Raw genomic sequence first — 16,895 nt, 5'->3', positions numbered from 1 at the left:
CGCATGAAGGCAGGGCACAATTGGGGAGAGCACAATGAAATTCGCAGACGGTCATGCCGCCATTGTCACCGGCGGTGCATCCGGCCTCGGCAATGCCAGCGCCAGGGCGCTCGCCGAGCAGGGCTTCAAGGTCGCCATTTTCGATATCAACACCGATGAAGGCCCCGCCAAGGCCGAGGAAATCGGCGGCACGTTCCACCACGTCAACATCATGGACGAGCAGGCTGTGGTCGACGGGTTCGAGGCTGCCCGCGCCGCGCATGGGCAGGAACGGCTGACCGTTCATTGCGCCATGGCGAGCCAGCGCGGCAAGACCATCAGCTGGGACAAGGAAAACGGTTGCTACAAGAAGCTGCCGACCGAACACTATGCGTTTGGCGCGGAAGGCATCCTGACCTCCAGCTTCCGTATCGCCAGCCATTCGGCGCTGGGCATGGCCAACAGCGACCCGATCACGGAGGATGGCGAGCGCGGCGCGATCATCCTGACTGCCAGTGTCGCAGCGCAAGACGGGCAGATCGGGCAGGTCATCTATGGCAGCTGCAAAAGCGGGGTGAACGGGCTGGTCCTGCCGATGGCACGCGACCTGATGGATATCGGCATACGCGTCAATTCAATCATGCCGGGCATTTTCGCCACCCCGCTGATGCTGGGGATGAAGGACCGCAATCCGCAGATGTGGGACCAACTGAACGCCAGTGTGCCCTTCCCCAAGCGGCTCGGTCATCCGGAGGAGTTCGCCTCGCTGGTGCTGGAGATCGCCCGCAACGGCTATATCAACGGCCACCAGTTCCGGCTGGATGGCGCGATCCGCATGCCGCCGAAGTAGAGTTTTCCCACTTCACGTCGTCATTGCGAGGAGCCGCAGGCGACGTGGCAATCCAGGGCGTCGCGCGATATCGCTCTGGATTGCTTCGCTTCGCTCGCAATGACGATGGAGGTCTGAATGCAGCAATCGACCAACGAATACCCCACCAAGGCCTATGGCGCGACCTCGCCGGAGAGCGGTGTCGGCCCGATGGACATCACCCGCCGGGGCCTGCGCGATGACGACGTGCTGATCGACATCAGTCATTGCGGGATCTGCCATTCGGACCTGCACACCGCGCGCAATGACTGGGGCCGCACGACCTACCCATGCGTTCCTGGGCACGAGATTGTGGGTACGGTGGCGGCGGTCGGCGATGGCGTGTCTCGCCATGCCGTTGGCGACCGGGTCGCGATCGGCTGCATGGTGGACAGCTGCAAGTCCTGCGCCCATTGCGAGCAGGACCTGGAGCAATATTGCCTCAACGGCATGGTCGGAACCTATGGCGGGCGCGACCGGCATGATGGCTCGGTCACCTATGGCGGCTATTCCGATCGCATTGTGTGCCGCGACGAGTTCGTGCTCAAGGTGCCCGACGCGCTCAGCAGCGAGCACGCCGCCCCGCTGCTCTGCGCCGGCATCACCACCTACTCGCCGCTGCGGACGTGGAAGGTCGGCCCGGGCAGCAAGGTCGCCGTCGCGGGCCTCGGCGGGCTCGGCCACATGGGCGTCAAGTTCGCTGTGGCGATGGGGGCGGAAGTGACCGTGCTCAGCCGCACCGAAGACAAGCGGCAGGACGCTCTGGACCTCGGCGCGCATGATTTCCTCCTCACCACCGATCGCGAGGCGATGAAGGCAAAGCGCGGCTATTTCGACATGGTGCTCAACACTATTCCCGTGCGCCACGATGTCACGCCGTATCTGCTGTTACTCAAGATCGACGGTGCGCAAGTGCTGGTCGGGATGATCGACAAGATGCCCGAACTGCACACGGGCATCTTGCTGGGGCGCAAGATTCTGACCGGCAGCGGCATTGGCGGGATTGCCGAGACGCAGGAAATGCTCGACCTCTGTGCGGAGAAAGGCATCGTGCCGGAGATCGAGGTCATCCCGATGCAGGACATCAACACCGCTTATGACCGGATGGAAGCGAGCGATGTCAAATACCGCTTCGTGATCGACATGGAGAGCCTGCGGGTGGCCTGATCCGGCCTAGATGCAGGGATCGAAGTTGTTCTCTTTCTCGTTGCGCCCGCGCGCGGCGACAAGCCGGCCGTGCAGCTGCATGATCGCCTTGCTACCGGTCTTTTCGAACAGGAACGGGAAAATACCGTGCAGGACAGCACCGATCCCGGCAACGATCATCGGCCAGCCAAAACTGGCGGCGACCCGCATATGCTCGAAATAGCTCTCGCCGACCGAGTTGGGATGTTCGGTGAAAAGTCTCATGCGATCTTACTCATTGGCATCGATGGCACATGTTAGCCCAGCTTGGGGGCGGAGTGAACCATGCCTATCGGCTTGCCACCAGATGCGAGGGGTCGGTCCAGCGGACCCCAAAACCGGCGTCCTGGAGCAAGGCGCTCAACCGCTTGGGCGCGTCGGACCTGCCCCTGCGAGCGAGCGTCTGGAAATGCACTTCGATCGCCACCGTGTGTAGCCCGGCATCATGCAGCGTTACGCCCAGACCTTCTATGACCTCCAGCTCGAAGCCTTCGACATCGACCTTTATGACATTGGGAGCATGGCGACGCGCCAGCTCTTCCCCGCGCAGGACCGGCACGCGGGAACCCACCATGCCACCGTCGCTCCCGACAGCGCTCAATCCTTCGTTCGCACTGGCCCCTTCGGTCGAAAGGTAGAACTCGGCTTCGCCGCTCTCGTTGGAGAGGGCAATTTCCTCGACCACAACATTGGCGCAAGCGGCAATGGCCTGACGCAGTTCAGAAAGGCTCGATGGCGAAGGTTCGACGGCCACGACCTTGCCCTGCGGCCCCACCATAGCAGCAAACTGCGGCGCATAGTGGCCTATGTTGGCCCCCACATCCCACACAGTATCGCCCGGGCGGATGCGGGCCTTGAGCGCGCTATCGAAGGCCTCTTCGTAGTCGATCCGGAACAGCGCCCTGTAAGCGCGTTGCATCGGCCTGAGAATTCCAAGTCTCTGGCCAAGGCCGCGTAGCCGCAGGATCCAGTCACTCGAATAGTCCACGTTTCTTCTGGCTCCTGCTGCTAGGACGTCCGACCATGCTGCGCTGCCAGCCGCATGGCAAGAAGCAGCGCGGTCATGGTCGGGTTGGCCCCGCCACCGGATGGCAGGACCGAGGTGCTGCATAGCTGCACGCGCGGTTCGGCAAACAGGCACAGGTCTGCGTCGACGACGCCCTCTGCCGGGGTGGTGCCCATCCGGGTCGAGCCCGTCGGATGATAGATCCCGCCCGAATGCACCAGCGCATCGGCAACTTCGGTCTGCGAGAAGCGCTCGAATGCCCCCATTCGCGCCACTTCGCCACCCTGCCAGCCCGATTCGAAGATATCGGCGAGGGCCTGCAGGTTGGCCGCGTCCTGCGGCGTTACCTTCCAATCGATCACCGGCAGCGGCGTGCCATGCATATCGGTTCGTTTGTCACTCAACGTAATGCGATTTTCCGGATCGGGCAGCTGTTCGATCACGGCATGCACCACAAGCTCCGCTCGGTCGGGGAAGAGTTGCTGCTTGTCGAGGAAACGCCATTTCACCGCCCGCGCCAGCCAGGGAGCGTTGCGCGACAACCCGCCGATGTCGGCGAGTCTTGGTAATCGACGGCGCTGGACTTGCTGCATTGCGCCGCGCAAGTGGTCGAAGCCGCTGCTACCGTCGGTATCATAGCCCACATGGACAAATCCCGGCACGTCGCCTGATCGCTCGAAGCGCAAATTGCGCATCATGCCAGAGGGCGCGAAACGGAAACCGAACAGGCGGTTGAGCGCGCTGCGATCACGCGGCACGATCCGCCCGACCTCGACCGACAGGTGGTCCGAAAAGTAGCTACCGAGCGAGGGCGATTCATGCGCCACTGCCCCGCCCATCGCCCGGTCGAGCAGCCATACCAGCCGCGTCGTCTCGATCGCCCCGGCAGCAATGATCACGCGCTTTGCTGCAATCTCATGTCGCACAGCTTCGCGCTGCACTATGATCCTGATGCCGCTCTCACTCGGCGCAAGATCGGTGACCACGCTGTTGGTAGCGATCTGCACCTCGGTGCTGCTGCGTAATTCCTTCCCGAGCAGCGTCCAGACATTGCGCTTGCCGAAAGGGGGCCATTTGGCGAACCGGGGTGTCAGATGGCCCTTCACCAGCCCCGCCATCGCTTCGGCTTCGTAGGATCCGGGCTCGAGGCCGAACAGAGCCTCGACCTGCGGCAGGAACGGAGCGAGGTCCGTCCAGCTGACAGGCCAGCCCGCCATGTTGGAGGGCTGAAACGGGATCAGCGCACCGCCCCATCGCGTCGAGGTACCGCCCAGGCAGCGAAACCGCCCATGCTCGGCCCCTTCGTAGCGAGCACCTGCCTGCTCCACCGCATTGAAGGGGTGTGTTTCGCCTTCCTGCTCCGATCCGCCCGATTCCAGGCACAGCACTCGCTTCCCGGTTTGCAGAGCCAGCTGGCGCGCCAACGGCAAACCGATGGTCCCGCCGCCGATCACTACGAAATCGGCTTCTTGAGGCAGCGCGCTTTCCGCCGCGAGGATCACCCGGCGGCTCCGGCAATCGGGGCATATTGCGCCAACCGCTCGCGCCGGGTGGTACTGACGATCACGGCACCGGTGCGATTGCGTTCCAGCGCCTTGGCAAGCACACCCGGCACGTTCAGAGCCCTGGCCCGCTGCATGGCAGCCGAGACATAACCATAGGTAACCTGCATCGCCCGCTCGCCCAGCGCGTGGTCGGCCTCTTGACGATCGAGGCTGTCGGCGAGTTGCAGCACCATCCCGAGCCCAGGTTCGGCAGCGAGGATCGGTACGGTGCTCTCAGGCAGTCCGGCCATCCCGAAATAGCGCACCTTGCCGCTGGTCCTGCAGTCCTCCAGCCAGCGCAGCCATTCCTCGGTCGCGATCAACGCCAGCTCCGGTTCGTGCAGCAAGTAGAGATCGATCCGCTCGCGGCCCAATCTCCGAAGACTCCCCACAAGTGATTGCTGCGCGCGATCCAGGGAAAAATCGAGTTCCGGCTTGCTCATCGACTTGGCGGCCCGCCCCACTGCCTTGCGGGCAAACACCTGCCATGCAGGCTGAGCTTCACCGCCCGGAGAATAGAGCCCGACCTTGGTCGCCACGGTTACATCGGGGTGCTGCGCCAGTATCGGCGCAAGGTCGCGCTCGGCATGACCGAAACCGTAGTAGGGAGCTGTGTCGAAATGCGAAAAACCCTGCGCCACCGCCTCTTCCAGTAGAGCTTCGCGATTCTCGCGCCCGCGCACGTTGAACAGGCCCGATGTCCCGAAAACGAAGCGGGACACTGAAAGGTCGGTCTGCGGGAGGGTAATGGAGCGCACTACCCCATTAAGCCCTTTTGGGCCGAGAGGAGAACCCCCTGCGCTCAAGCAGCCAAGCGGTAGTGCGAAAAACACTGCACTCAAGCAGCGAAGAGGTGGTGCGAGAAAATGGAGCGGGTGAAGGGAATCGAACCCTCGTCGTCAGCTTGGGAAGCTGCTGCTCTACCATTGAGCTACACCCGCGCTCGATGAGCGGTGCGCGCGCTTGCCACGGTTGGACGGCGCTGGTCAACATACCTTGTGCAGGCATATTGCGCCTGAGCGCACGAATTATGGGACCGCATCGCCGCTTCAGTGGTTTTCCCACCATGGATCGGCCTGTATTGTCGGGACCACACAGATAACGGGATCAATGCTTTAGATGCGACGGGCAGCGGCCCCATTGTGCGACGGCGGGCGTACCCGCAAAGGCCCGGCGGGCTGGTGGTTGGCCTTGCCCTTGCTGGGGGCGAGCCCGGGTCTTGCGGCGCAGGATCAGCCCGCGCTTGATATCCCGTCGCCGCCCGCCGATGCCGACTTGCCCGCGACCGAGCCCGTCATCGATGACGAGGAGTTCGACAGCAGTATCCCGGACCTGGTTGCAGAGGACGATCCGGAGCTGGATCGGCCGATGGAGTCCATCGCCGAATTCGAACGCCGCATTGCCGCCGAACAGGGCGAAATCGAAGACATGCTCCCGCTCGGCGATCCGACACTCGCAGACGGAGATGCGGTCGAAGCCATCGCCGATGCCCCGATCCGCGATGCTGAACTCGTTGCCCCGCTGCCACCGCTGGAAAGTTTCGACGTTGCCCCCGTGGAGTTTGCCGAAGCGGCCAATGACGAGGAGACGGTCGAAGTCGCCTATTCCGTCAGCCTGACGGGGCTGGATGAGGCCGACCGCGAGACCGACGCCAACCTGCGTGACATGTTCAAGGATTTCTCGGCGCTCCGCCGGGGCGATGGCAATGCCGCCAATATCGCCCAGGTCGCCGCGCGATTGCGCGAGGATACAACCCTCGTGGAGCGCATTCTCGCGTCCGAAGGCTGGTTTGCCGGTTCAGTCGAAACCCGCATCGACCGGAGCGACACCCGTGAGGTGACGGCCGTCATCGAAGTTGCGCCGGGGCAACGCTTTTCGCTTGGCAGCATCACGCTCGACGCCGGGCCGGTCGAGCCTACAGATCTGCTGCGCGACAACTTCCCGCTGGTGATCGGCGAACCGATTGTTGCGACGCGGGTACAAGCTGCCGAAGCGCTGCTGGCGTTTGCGCTGCCACAAAACGGCTACCCGTTCGCCGAGCTGGGCCAGCGCGACATCCTGCTCGACCGGGAAACCGGCGAAGGCGAATACTCATTGCCAGTCGAAACCGGGCCGCGCGCCCGGTTCGGAGCTATCCGCACCACAGGCAAGCTCGCCTTCGATGCCGCACATATCGAAGTGCTCAAGCGGTTTGAACGCGGCGATCTCTATGACAGCCGCGATATCGATGACTTGCGCCAGGCGCTGGTCGCCACAGGCCTCCTCAGCGCCGTCAGCGTCAGGCCCGAGCGCAGCGGCGAGCAGGCAGAGGACGGCACCGAATACGCCACCATCCTTGTCGAACAGACCGCCGGTCCGCCGCGCTCGATCACAGCCAGCGCCGGCTATGGCACCGGCGAGGGGTTCCGGGTCGAAGGCAGCTGGAGCCACCGCAATCTGTTCCCGCCCGAAGGCGCGCTGATCGCCAGCGCCGTGCTGGGGACCGAGGAACAAGGCGCGAGCGTCACCTTCCGCCGCTCCAATGCCGGCAAGCGCGACCGCACCTTCCAGCTGACCGCCGAAGCGCTGCATTCCAATCTCGACGCTTACGAGGCCTACACCGGACGGCTCGCTGCGCTCATCAGCTACGATTCCACCCCGATCTGGCAGAAGCCCTTCACTTATGCTTTCGGCGTGCAGCTGATCGGGACCAACGAGCAGGATTTCGATCCCGCAACCGGCGGCCTTGTCCGCCAAACCTTCTTCATCGGCGGGCTGACCGGACAAGTCGGGATCGACCGCACCGACAGCCTGCTCGATCCGACCCGCGGCTTCAAGGCGACGATGCTGGTCGAGCCCGAAGGGTCGCTCGACGGGGGCTTCACATTCTACACTCGCGCCCAGCTCGACGCTTCGGCTTACCTTCCGGCGAGCGAAAATCTCGTACTGGCAGGGCGTGTGAGGATCGGGACGATCCAGGGGATCGAGCGGTTCGAGCTGGCTCCGTCGCGGCGTTTCTATGGCGGCGGTGGCGGGTCGGTGCGCGGGTTCGGCTACCAGGAGCTTGGGCCCCGCGCGGTGCTCGACAATCCGAGGTTCGACCCGACAGATCCGGAGGAAACCGCCAGCCCGTTCCTCTATCGTCCCATAGGCGGGCGCAGCCTGGTCGAGGCTGCAGCCGAGGTCCGCTATCGTTTCGGCGACTATGGCGTGGTCGGCTTTGTCGATGCCGGGCAGGTCTATGAAGCGAGCACGCCAGACTTCTCCGACATCCGCTTCGGGGTCGGCGTAGGTGCCCGATATTACACCAATTTCGGGCCGCTCAGGGTCGATTTCGCCATCCCGCTCGACAAGCGCGAGGGGGAGAACAGCTTCGCACTCTACATCGGCATCGGACAGGCGTTCTGATGGTGGACGAAGCCGCCCCCCTGCCCCCGCGCCGCTGGCGCAGGATCGGCACATACGCCGCGCTGGCGCTGGGCGGACTGGCGGTGCTGCTGGGGGCAGCGCTGCTCTGGCTCGACAGCAATTCCGGGCACCGCTTCATCGCGCGCCAGATCGCCGGGCTGGAATTCGAGAGCGGGATGCAGCTCAGCGTCGGCCAGATCGACGGCTCTATCTATGGCGACATGACTCTGCGCGACGTCGCCGTGAGCGACCCGAAAGGGCATTTCCTCGTCGCACAAAAGGTTCAACTCGACTGGCGGCCCTTTGCCTATCTCGACAACCACGTCGATATCCGGTCGCTGACCTCACCATTGGTGACCTTGGAGCGGGTTCCCGAGTTCAATGAAACCGATCCCGATGCACCGCTGCTGCCGGATCTCGATATCGACATTGGCGAATTTCGGATCGACCGTTTCGTCGCCGCTCCTGCGGTCACCGGTGAGGAACGTGCGGGAAGCATCGCGGGCATGGCGCATATTGCCGATGGCAGGGCCGAGACGCGGCTCAATGGTCAATTGCTGGCGGTGGGCGAGAAGGCCGGGGGCGACCGGATCGCGCTGGCGCTCGATGCGGTGCCGGAAGACCGCCAACTCGACCTCGACCTGGTTATCGCCGCCCCTGCCGATGGCGTGATTGCAGCTTTGGCCGGACTGCGCGAACCGCTCGACCTGAAAGTAATGGGCAAGGGCGATTGGGCCAGCTGGGACGGCACGGTGGATGCCGAGCTGGGCGACAGCGAGCTGGCGCGGCTGACACTGCTGGCGCGGGACGGCACTTTCACTTTGCATGGTCCGACCCGGGCGGCGCGGCTGTTCAAGGGGGCAACCGCTACATTGCTCGGCCCCGAGATGCAGCTCGACCTGACTGCCGCCTTCGACCAGCGCCGCGCCGATGTGCAAGGCAACATCGTCTCGGGCGGGTTGCGACTCAATGCCGACGGGCTCATCGACCTTGGCGAGAACACATTCGAGGACTTCAAGCTCGCCTTCACCGTGCTCCGCCCTGCAGCGCTGGCGGAGAACCTCAGCGGGCGAGGCTTGCGCGGCCTGCTAACGCTCGACGGGGAATTTGCCACGCCGCAAGTGGCCTATTCTCTCAATGCCGACCGGCTGGTGATGGACGGCCTTGGCCTTGACAACCTGACCGCCAGCGGCGCGGCGCGGGTCGATACCGATGGGATTCTCATCCCGGTCGAGGCGCGTGCGAGCCGCATCACGGGGCTCGATACCGTGGCCGGCGGAACGCTGGCGAACGTTGCGCTGGCAGGCGAGCTGGCGGTCGATGGCCCGCGCATCCTGTCCGATAGCATGCGGCTGACCTCCGACCGGGTCGATGCCGGGCTGGTGCTTGTGGCGGACATGTCGGAAGGGTTCTATTCCGGCGCACTCGATGGGAAGATCGACAATTACCGGGTCGAGACAGTCGGCATCTTCCAGGTCGAGAGCGATCTAGACCTGGAAACCGGGCAGCGCGGTTTCACTCTCGCGGGCAAGGTCCGGGCGCGTTCGACCAGCCTGTTCAGCGAGGGCGTGCGCAGCTTCCTTGGCGGACAAGCGGTCGCGGCAGGCGATATCAGCTACGGCCCCGACGGCCTGTTCCGCTTCTCCAACCTGCGGCTCGCTTCGCCCGACCTGCGGGTCACCGGCGGCAGCGGCTATTACGGGCTCGACGGCAAGCTGGCGCTTACCGCCAACGGCGTCAGCGACAGCTATGGCCCGCTCGGGCTGGAAGTCGCCGGCACCTTCGACGATCCGCGCGCGATGGTGACGGCCGAGCGGCCCGGCCTCGGCATCGGCCTCGCCAGTCTGCGCGCCGACATCACTCGCGCAGGCGAGGGCTACCTGCTCGATGGCACGGCCGAGACCGACTACGGCCCGCTCACCGCTGCGGTGACGCTGGGCATGGGCGAGGTGGTGACGCTCGATATCGCCCGCGCGGACCTGTCCGGCATCGGTTTCACCGGGTCACTGCGACAGACCATCGCCGGGCCCTTCGCAGGGGAACTGGTCGCTGATGGCAAGGGATTGCGCGGAATCGCGCGCCTTGCTGCCAAGGGCGATTACCAGCAATTGCTGGTCAACGCCCGGGCCACCAACACCTTGCTGCGCGGCACGCGCCGCTTGCGCATCGGCTCGGCCATCATCGACGCCAACATCGTGCTCTATGACCAGCCACATGTGGTGGCAGACGTACAATTGGGCGGCACGCGGCTCGACGGCTTCCTCATCAACGCGGCCCGAGCCAAGGTCGATTATCGCAACGGTAGCGGTACCGCCAAGGTGCTGCTCGAAGGCGACAACGGCATCCCGTTCCGTGTCGCTGCCAATGCCGAGATGGAGCCTGAGCTGTGGCGCGCCGCGATCACCGGCCGCGCTCGCGGCGTTAACTTCCGCACTGCCAGTCCGGCTCGCATCGTCCCGCGCGGCGATGCTTACGAGCTGCTCCAGACCCGGATCGATTTCGACAAGGGCAATGTCCGCCTTGCCGGGACCTACGGCCAAGGGATCAAGCTGCAGAGCCGCCTTGACGGTGTCGATCTCTCTGTCGTCGAAGCCTTCAGCCCCGGGCTCGGCATCAATGGCCGTGCCAGCGGCAGCCTCGACTTTGCGCAAGCCAGTGCCGACGCCTTCCCGCGCGCCGATGCCCGGCTGACTGTCAGCCGCTTCACCCGCACGACTTCGCGCGCCGTGAGCGAGCCTGTCGATATCAATTTCGTCGGCAATCTGCTGGCCGATGGCGGCGAGGCCCGCGCGGTGATGCGCCAGCGCGGCACAGTGATCGGGCGGCTCAACACCTCGCTCCGCCCACTCGGGCCCGGGGCCGGCGACTGGACAGAGCGACTGTTGGCTGCGCCACTTTCGGGTGGGGTTCGCTACAATGGCCCGGCGGCAACGCTGTTTTCCCTTGTCGGGGACGCTGACCAACACTTGACCGGCCCGATCGCTGTGGCGGCCGATTTCTCGGGCCGGGTCGAGCAGCCGCGCCTCGCCGGCATCATTCGTGGCAACAAGCTGACCTATGAAAACGATCTCTATGGCACACGGCTGTCCAACCTGTCCTTGATCGGGCGCTTCGCAGGCGACCGGGTCGAAGTCGAGCGGCTGCAGGCAGTGGCGGGCAATGGGACTGTCAGTGCCAGCGGCACGATCAGCCTTGCCGAAGCAGCGGGCTATCCGATGGACTTGCGGGTGAAGATGGACAAGGCACGGCTGGCGCGCAGCGAGTTTCTTTCGACCAGCGCCACCGGCGAATTGCGGCTGACCAAGCTGGCAGGGCAAACCGCGCTGCTGTCGGGCTCGATCGTCCTGCCCGAAACCCGCTACCAGTTGGTCCGCGAAGGGGCGGCGCAGGTGCCCGAACTCACCGGCGTACGCTTCAAGCCGCGCCGGGGCCGCCAGCGCATCACGGGTAGTGAGCCTGCCCCGTCCACACCCGGCCTGTTCGAACAGCTGCGGCTGGACGTAAAACTCGCCGCGCCCGAGCGGCTCTATGTCTCCGGCATGGGGCTGGAATCTGAATGGAACGCCAACCTCACCCTGTCCGGCACCAGCGCCGACCCGCGCCTGACCGGGCAAGTGGCGCTGGTGCGCGGCACGCTGGGCTTTGCCGGGCGCTCTTTCGAGCTGACCCGGGGCGAAGTCGGCTTCACCGGCGGGGCCGAAATCAACCCGACCCTGCAATTGGTGGCGACCGAGGATGTCGAGGACATCACCGTCAATGTGAATGTCACCGGGCGCGCCTACGATCCGCAGGTGGCGTTTTCCAGCGTTCCGGGGCTGCCGCAGGACGAGATCCTCGCCCGCATCCTGTTCGGTAGTTCGATCGCCAGTCTCTCGCCGGTGCAGGCGGTGCAGCTCGCCGCTTCGCTCAATTCGCTGCGCGGCAGCGGCGGCGGGCTCAACCCGCTGGGCAAGCTGCGCTCCGCCACCGGGGTCGACCGGCTGCGCGTGCTGGGGTCCGACGATGCCACCGGGCGCGGCACCGCGCTGGCGGCGGGCAAGTACCTGACCGACGACATCTATGTCGAATTCATCACCGATGCCCGCGGCTTCACCGCCACCCAACTGGAAATCAGCCTGACTCCCGCCCTTTCGATCCTCAGCCAGGCCGGCGGATCGGGCCAGACCAATGTCAACATCCGCTACCGGAAGAACTACTGATGCGCGCGCTTGCCCCCTGCCTCCTGCTGCTCGCCGCCGGATGTGAGGCGGAGCCGGACTTCGACGAGCGCTATGCCGACGCAGAACAAGAGGTCAACGCCAAGGCTGAAGAGCTGGACAAGGCCCTGCAAGAGCCATCCATGGCAAAGACCGAAGCCGAAGAAGATGCCGAGCCCCGGTAAATTGATCAGTTGGGCACAGGCACGCAGGGGGCTACAGCTGTTGGAAGTTGGATTCGCGCGGCGGGTTCGCTAGAGCGCGCGACACAATTGAACACTTGAGAGGAATAATCATGCGCCAGGTCGATCATTTCATTGTGGGGGGCACCGGCGGCGGGTCAGGCCGCAAGCACCAGATCTGGAACCCCTCGACCGGCGAAGTGCAGGCCGAAGTCGCGCTGGGCGATGCCGCGCTGCTGGCCCGCGCGGTCGAAACTGCCAAGCAGGTGCAGCCTGAATGGGCCGCCACCAACCCGCAGAAGCGCGCCCGGGTGATGTTCGAGTTCAAGCGGCTGGTCGAAGCCAACAAGCAAGCCCTCGCCGAGCTGCTCTCGAGCGAGCACGGCAAGGTCGTCGACGACGCGCATGGCGATGTCCAGCGCGGGCTCGAAGTGATCGAGTTCGCCTGCGGCATCCCGCAGGCGCTCAAAGGCGAATACACCCAGGGCGCGGGCCCCGGTATCGATGTTTATTCGATGCGTCAGCCGCTGGGCATCGGCGCGGGAATCGCTCCGTTCAACTTCCCGGCGATGATCCCGATGTGGATGTTCGGCATGGCGATCGCGGCGGGCAACGCCTTCATCCTAAAGCCGTCCGAGCGCGACCCCAGCGTACCGGTGCGCCTCGCAGAACTGTTCGTCGAAGCCGGCGCGCCAGAAGGGCTGCTACAGGTGGTCCATGGCGACAAGGAAATGGTCGATGCCATCCTCGACCACCCCGATATCGCCGCGATCAGCTTTGTCGGCAGCTCCGACATCGCGCAGTATATTTACTCGCGCGGTACCGCCAATGCGAAGCGGGTGCAGGCGTTCGGCGGAGCCAAGAACCATGGCATCGTCATGCCCGACGCCGATCTCGACCAGGTGGTGAACGACCTCGCTGGCGCGGCCTTCGGCTCGGCCGGCGAGCGCTGCATGGCGTTGCCTGTCGTGGTCCCGGTGGGCGAGGATACCGCCAATGCGCTGCGAGAAAAGCTCATCCCGGCAATCAACGCGCTGCGGGTGGGGGTCTCGACCGATCCCGATGCGCATTATGGCCCGGTCGTCACGCCCGAACACAAGGCGCGGGTCGAGCAGTGGATCACCACCGCCGAGGAAGAAGGTGGCGAGATCGTGATCGACGGCCGTGGCTTCAGCCTGCAGGGGCATGAGAACGGCTTCTTCGTCGGCCCGACGCTGATCGATCATGTCACCCCGACCATGAAGAGCTACCAGGAAGAGATCTTCGGCCCGGTCCTCCAGATCGTACGCGCAAGGGATTTCGAGGATGCCGTGCGACTGCCGAGCGAGCACCAGTACGGCAATGGCGTCGCGATCTTCACCCGCAACGGCCACGCCGCGCGCGAGTTCGCCAATCGGGTCAATGTCGGCATGGTCGGCATCAATGTCCCGATCCCTGTGCCCGTCAGCTACCACAGCTTCGGTGGCTGGAAGCGTTCGGGCTTCGGCGACATCGACCAATACGGCATGGAAGGCCTTCGGTTCTGGACCAAGTCCAAGAAAGTCACCCAACGCTGGCCCGACGGCGGCGGGGATGGCTCCAACGCCTTTGTCATTCCCACAATGGGATAGCGCAGTATGTTTCCCGCGACCGCAGCGTTTGACTCCTTTGTAAAATCGGAGTCATATGCCTGCGGGGTCGGTCACTCCAGCAGAGGGCAATAGCCACGCCGGACAACGGAACCGATGGGGAAAAACCATGAAAAAACTGATGATCGCCGCTCCGGTGATGGCCATGCTTGCCATCCCGGCTCACGCCTTGCCGGAAAACAAGCCGGTCAACGCTGCCGAGCAAATCCGCCGGGATGTTTGCGTGGTGCGCGGGGCAGAGGACCAGCCGTACCAGTTCGATAACGAATGTGATGCCAAGATCACCAACAAGCGCGACAAGGACGGCGTGCTGCAGTTCCAGATCTACCGTGACAAGGGCACCCTGCAACCGGGCCAGGAAATCGACACTGCGTTCAACTATCGCGAGGACGTCATGATCGGCCCCTATGAATGCACGATTGTGGAGACCGCCACGCCGAGCGGGCAATACAGCTCCTATCGCCACTGCCGGCTGGGGGACTGATACTTCGTCACGGCCATGAACACTGGGCCGGAGCGGATTTGCTGCTCCGGCCCTTTCCTTTTCAGTCATTTAGGGTAGCATTGCCCCCTGTCAGGAGGAGACGACAATGCGCCCCCGCTTCGTTCTGATGGCCGGAATGCTTCCGAGCCTCATGGCCTGCGCAGCTTCAGCGCCACCACCCCAGACAGTCGAACCGGCCCCGGAGGCAGAGGCTTCCTGCGTGGCTGAAGCGGCGCAGCGCTATGTCGGGAAGAGGGCAACCAAGGCCATCGGCGATGCCATCATTGCGGCTACCGGTGCTAGCATCTTCCAATGGGTGCCGCCGGATACTGCGGTCACCATGGACTATCGGCCTGAACGGGTTCGCATCAGCTACGACCGCGCGATGACAATCACTTCGATCCGCTGCGGATAGGACGAAAGGTTCCAGCAAATTGAAACTCACCTACACCCTCCCTCTCGCATTGTGCCTTGGCTTGCCACTGTCCGCCGCCCAGGATGCCGATGATGCGCAGGTCGAGGAATTCCCTGACGATCTCTGGGGCGTCTATGGCCGCAACAAATATGCGTGCCGGGCGCGGGGTATGGCGGTCCCGGGCAAGCTCGGCATTCGTAGCAACAAGGTCATTATTGAAGGCGAACCGTTCGAGATCGGCGCAGTGCTTTCGCAATCGGATCGATCGCTGGTCGGAGAGTTCGTCGCGCCCGGCGGCTGGAGCACCAATGGTGTGCGAATGAGCTTTATGCTGCTGCGCGACAACAAGCTGTGGCACTCCACATACGAGGGCAAGCCGGCCCCCAAGATCGGCTATTACCGTTGCCGCTGACTGGAGCCACCAACCGATGACCGAACGCCGCCGCCTCGCCTCCGCTTCGCCATTCGAGGAACAAATCGGCTTCTGCCGCGCCATGCGGGTTGGCAACCGCATCCTCGTCTCAGGCACGGCCCCCATTGAGGATGACGGCAGCTCGACGCCTGGTGATGCGGGCGCGCAAGCGGACCGTTGCTTCACTCTGATCCTGCGCTCGATCGAAGAGTTGGGCGGAAGTGTCGAAGACGTGGTGCGCGTGCGCATGTTCGTGACCGACATCGCAGTCGCCGATGCTGTCAGCGCCAGCCATGCGCGCCATATGAAGCCGGCGCGGCCCACCGCCACGCTGGTCGCGGTCAAGGAGCTCTACCGGCCCGAATGGCTGGTCGAGATCGAAGCCGAGGCAATGCTCGACTGAAGGCCCGCTAGCCCTTCCCCTGCACCGCTCGCGGCGCTAGGAGCGCGGGCATGACTGGACAATTTCAACTGACTGACGACCAGCTCGCCATCCAGGAGATGGCGCAGCGTTTCACCGCCGACAACATCACCCCCTTCGCCGCCGAGTGGGACGAAAAAAGCCACTTCCCGCGCGATGTGATCCAGAGCACGGGCGAGCTCGGCTTCGGCGCCATCTATGTCTCCGAGGAATCGGGCGGAATCGCGCTCGGGCGCTTGGAAGCAGCGCTGATCATGGAGGCGATGGCCTATGGCTGCCCCGCCACCAGCGCCTATATTTCGATCCACAATATGGCGAGCTGGATGATCGACCAGTTTGGCAGCGCTGCGCTGAAAGAACGCTTCCTGCCTGACCTTGTGACGATGGAGAAGATCGCCAGCTACGCCCTGACCGAGCCCGGCAGTGGTTCGGATGCGGCGGGCCTCAAGACGCAGGCCGTGCTGGACGGCGATCACTACGTCCTCAACGGCACCAAGCAGTTCATCTCCGGCAGCGGCTTCAACGATGTCTATGTCGTCATGGTCCGCACCGGCGAGCACAAGACCAAAGGCATCACCTGCCTCGTGGTCGAAAAAGACACGCCGGGCCTCAGCTTCGGCAAGCCGGAAAAGAAGCTCGGCTGGAACGCCAGCCCGACCGCGCAGCTGATCTTCGAGGATTGCCGCGTGCCCGTCGCCAATCGCGTCGGCGATGAAGGCGAAGGCTTCCGCTTTGCTATGATGGGGCTCGACGGCGGGCGGCTCAATATCGGTGCCTGTTCGCTCGGCGGGGCGCAGCGGTGCCTCGATGAAGCGATCAAATACACCAAGGAACGCAAGCAATTCGACCAGCCAGTAGCGGACTTCCAGAACACCCAGTTCATGCTCGCCGATATGGCGACCGAGCTGGAGGCGGCGCGCGCGTTGCTCTATCTCGCCGCTGCCAAGGTGACCGACAATGCGCCCGACAAGAGCCGTTTCTCCGCCATGGCCAAGCGACTGGCGACCGACAGCGGCAGCAATGTCGTCAACAACGCACTGCAGCTGTTCGGCGGCTATGGCTATTTGCGCGAATATCCCATCGAACGCTTTTGGCGCGACCTGCGTGTGCATTCGATCCTCGAAGGCACCAACCAGGTGATGCGGATGATTGTCGGCCGGGACCTGCTGCGCCAGTGAGCGGTCTAGC

At 64.2% G+C, this 16,895-nt stretch carries 15 protein-coding genes and 1 tRNA gene; 11 read left to right on the top strand and 5 right to left on the bottom strand.

All coding sequences use genetic code 11. From position 1 onward, the window contains the following. The first annotated feature begins 34 nt into the window (after nt 1–34). Nucleotides 35–829 (top strand): SDR family oxidoreductase, encoded by a 795-nt coding sequence (locus tag QPW08_RS14550; RefSeq protein WP_284126633.1) that lies wholly within the window; start codon nt 35–37, stop codon nt 827–829. 117 nt (nt 830–946) lie between these two features. Continuing rightward, nucleotides 947–2,014: an NAD(P)-dependent alcohol dehydrogenase gene (locus QPW08_RS14545; protein WP_284126632.1), complete on the top strand. Its 1,068-nt coding sequence runs from the start codon at nt 947–949 to the stop codon at nt 2,012–2,014. A 6-nt stretch (nt 2,015–2,020) separates the two neighbouring features. On the opposite strand, the gene QPW08_RS14540 is transcribed toward QPW08_RS14545, so the two are convergent. From QPW08_RS14540 to QPW08_RS14520, 5 genes are all read right to left on the bottom strand, one after another. Beyond that, on the bottom strand, nt 2,021–2,257 hold the full coding sequence (locus tag QPW08_RS14540; RefSeq protein ID WP_284126631.1) for a DUF6356 family protein: 237 nt from the start codon (nt 2,255–2,257) through the stop codon (nt 2,021–2,023). A 64-nt stretch (nt 2,258–2,321) separates the two neighbouring features. Beyond that, entirely contained in the window at nt 2,322–3,020 is a 699-nt protein-coding gene (locus tag QPW08_RS14535) for an FkbM family methyltransferase (RefSeq protein WP_284126630.1), read from the bottom strand. Nucleotides 3,021–3,040: 20 nt separating this feature from the next. Then, on the bottom strand, nt 3,041–4,540 hold the full coding sequence (locus QPW08_RS14530) for a GMC oxidoreductase (RefSeq protein WP_284126629.1): 1,500 nt from the start codon (nt 4,538–4,540) through the stop codon (nt 3,041–3,043). Further along, nucleotides 4,537–5,340, bottom strand: coding sequence for an aldo/keto reductase family protein (locus tag QPW08_RS14525; protein ID WP_284126628.1), 804 nt, complete (start codon nt 5,338–5,340; stop codon nt 4,537–4,539). Before QPW08_RS14525 ends, QPW08_RS14530 begins: the two co-directional genes overlap by 4 nt. Before the next feature lie 109 nt (nt 5,341–5,449). Then, nucleotides 5,450–5,523: transfer RNA gene (locus QPW08_RS14520), tRNA-Gly, on the bottom strand. A 178-nt stretch (nt 5,524–5,701) separates the two neighbouring features. Here QPW08_RS14520 and QPW08_RS14515 point away from each other — a divergent pair. The 9 genes from QPW08_RS14515 to QPW08_RS14475 all read left to right on the top strand — a co-directional run bounded on the left by QPW08_RS14515 (nt 5,702) and on the right by QPW08_RS14475 (nt 16,885). Continuing rightward, nucleotides 5,702–7,969, top strand: a complete 2,268-nt coding sequence (locus QPW08_RS14515) for an autotransporter assembly complex protein TamA (protein ID WP_284126627.1) — start codon at nt 5,702–5,704, stop codon at nt 7,967–7,969. Next, nucleotides 7,969–12,168, top strand: a complete 4,200-nt coding sequence (locus tag QPW08_RS14510) for a translocation/assembly module TamB domain-containing protein (protein WP_284126626.1) — start codon at nt 7,969–7,971, stop codon at nt 12,166–12,168. Before QPW08_RS14515 ends, QPW08_RS14510 begins: the two co-directional genes overlap by 1 nt. Beyond that, nucleotides 12,168–12,350 carry a hypothetical protein gene (locus QPW08_RS14505; protein ID WP_284126625.1) on the top strand — a complete coding sequence of 61 codons (183 nt, stop codon included), beginning with the start codon at nt 12,168–12,170 and terminating at the stop codon, nt 12,348–12,350. Before QPW08_RS14510 ends, QPW08_RS14505 begins: the two co-directional genes overlap by 1 nt. Nucleotides 12,351–12,460: 110 nt before the next feature. Then, nucleotides 12,461–13,957, top strand: a complete 1,497-nt coding sequence (locus QPW08_RS14500) for a CoA-acylating methylmalonate-semialdehyde dehydrogenase (protein ID WP_284126624.1) — start codon at nt 12,461–12,463, stop codon at nt 13,955–13,957. Between the two features lie 127 nt (nt 13,958–14,084). After that, nucleotides 14,085–14,459, top strand: coding sequence for a hypothetical protein (locus QPW08_RS14495; RefSeq protein WP_284126623.1), 375 nt, complete (start codon nt 14,085–14,087; stop codon nt 14,457–14,459). A 106-nt stretch (nt 14,460–14,565) separates the two neighbouring features. Continuing rightward, on the top strand, nt 14,566–14,874 hold the full coding sequence (locus QPW08_RS14490) for an I78 family peptidase inhibitor (RefSeq protein WP_284126622.1): 309 nt from the start codon (nt 14,566–14,568) through the stop codon (nt 14,872–14,874). Nucleotides 14,875–14,935: 61 nt separating this feature from the next. Continuing rightward, nucleotides 14,936–15,286, top strand: a complete 351-nt coding sequence (locus QPW08_RS14485) for a hypothetical protein (RefSeq protein ID WP_284126621.1) — start codon at nt 14,936–14,938, stop codon at nt 15,284–15,286. 16 nt (nt 15,287–15,302) lie between these two features. Beyond that, the gene (locus QPW08_RS14480; protein ID WP_284126620.1) at nt 15,303–15,689 is read left to right on the top strand and encodes a RidA family protein; all 387 of its coding nucleotides are present in this window, start codon (nt 15,303–15,305) and stop codon (nt 15,687–15,689) included. A 50-nt stretch (nt 15,690–15,739) separates the two neighbouring features. Then, a complete protein-coding gene (locus QPW08_RS14475; protein WP_284126619.1) occupies nt 15,740–16,885 on the top strand; it encodes an acyl-CoA dehydrogenase family protein in 1,146 nt (381 codons plus the stop codon). Nucleotides 16,886–16,895: the final 10 nt, after the last annotated feature.

It is taken from the genome of Parerythrobacter aestuarii, from assembly GCF_030140925.1.
GTDB lineage: Bacteria > Pseudomonadota > Alphaproteobacteria > Sphingomonadales > Sphingomonadaceae > Parerythrobacter > Parerythrobacter aestuarii.
This window is presented reverse-complemented; position numbering and strand designations above follow the sequence as displayed.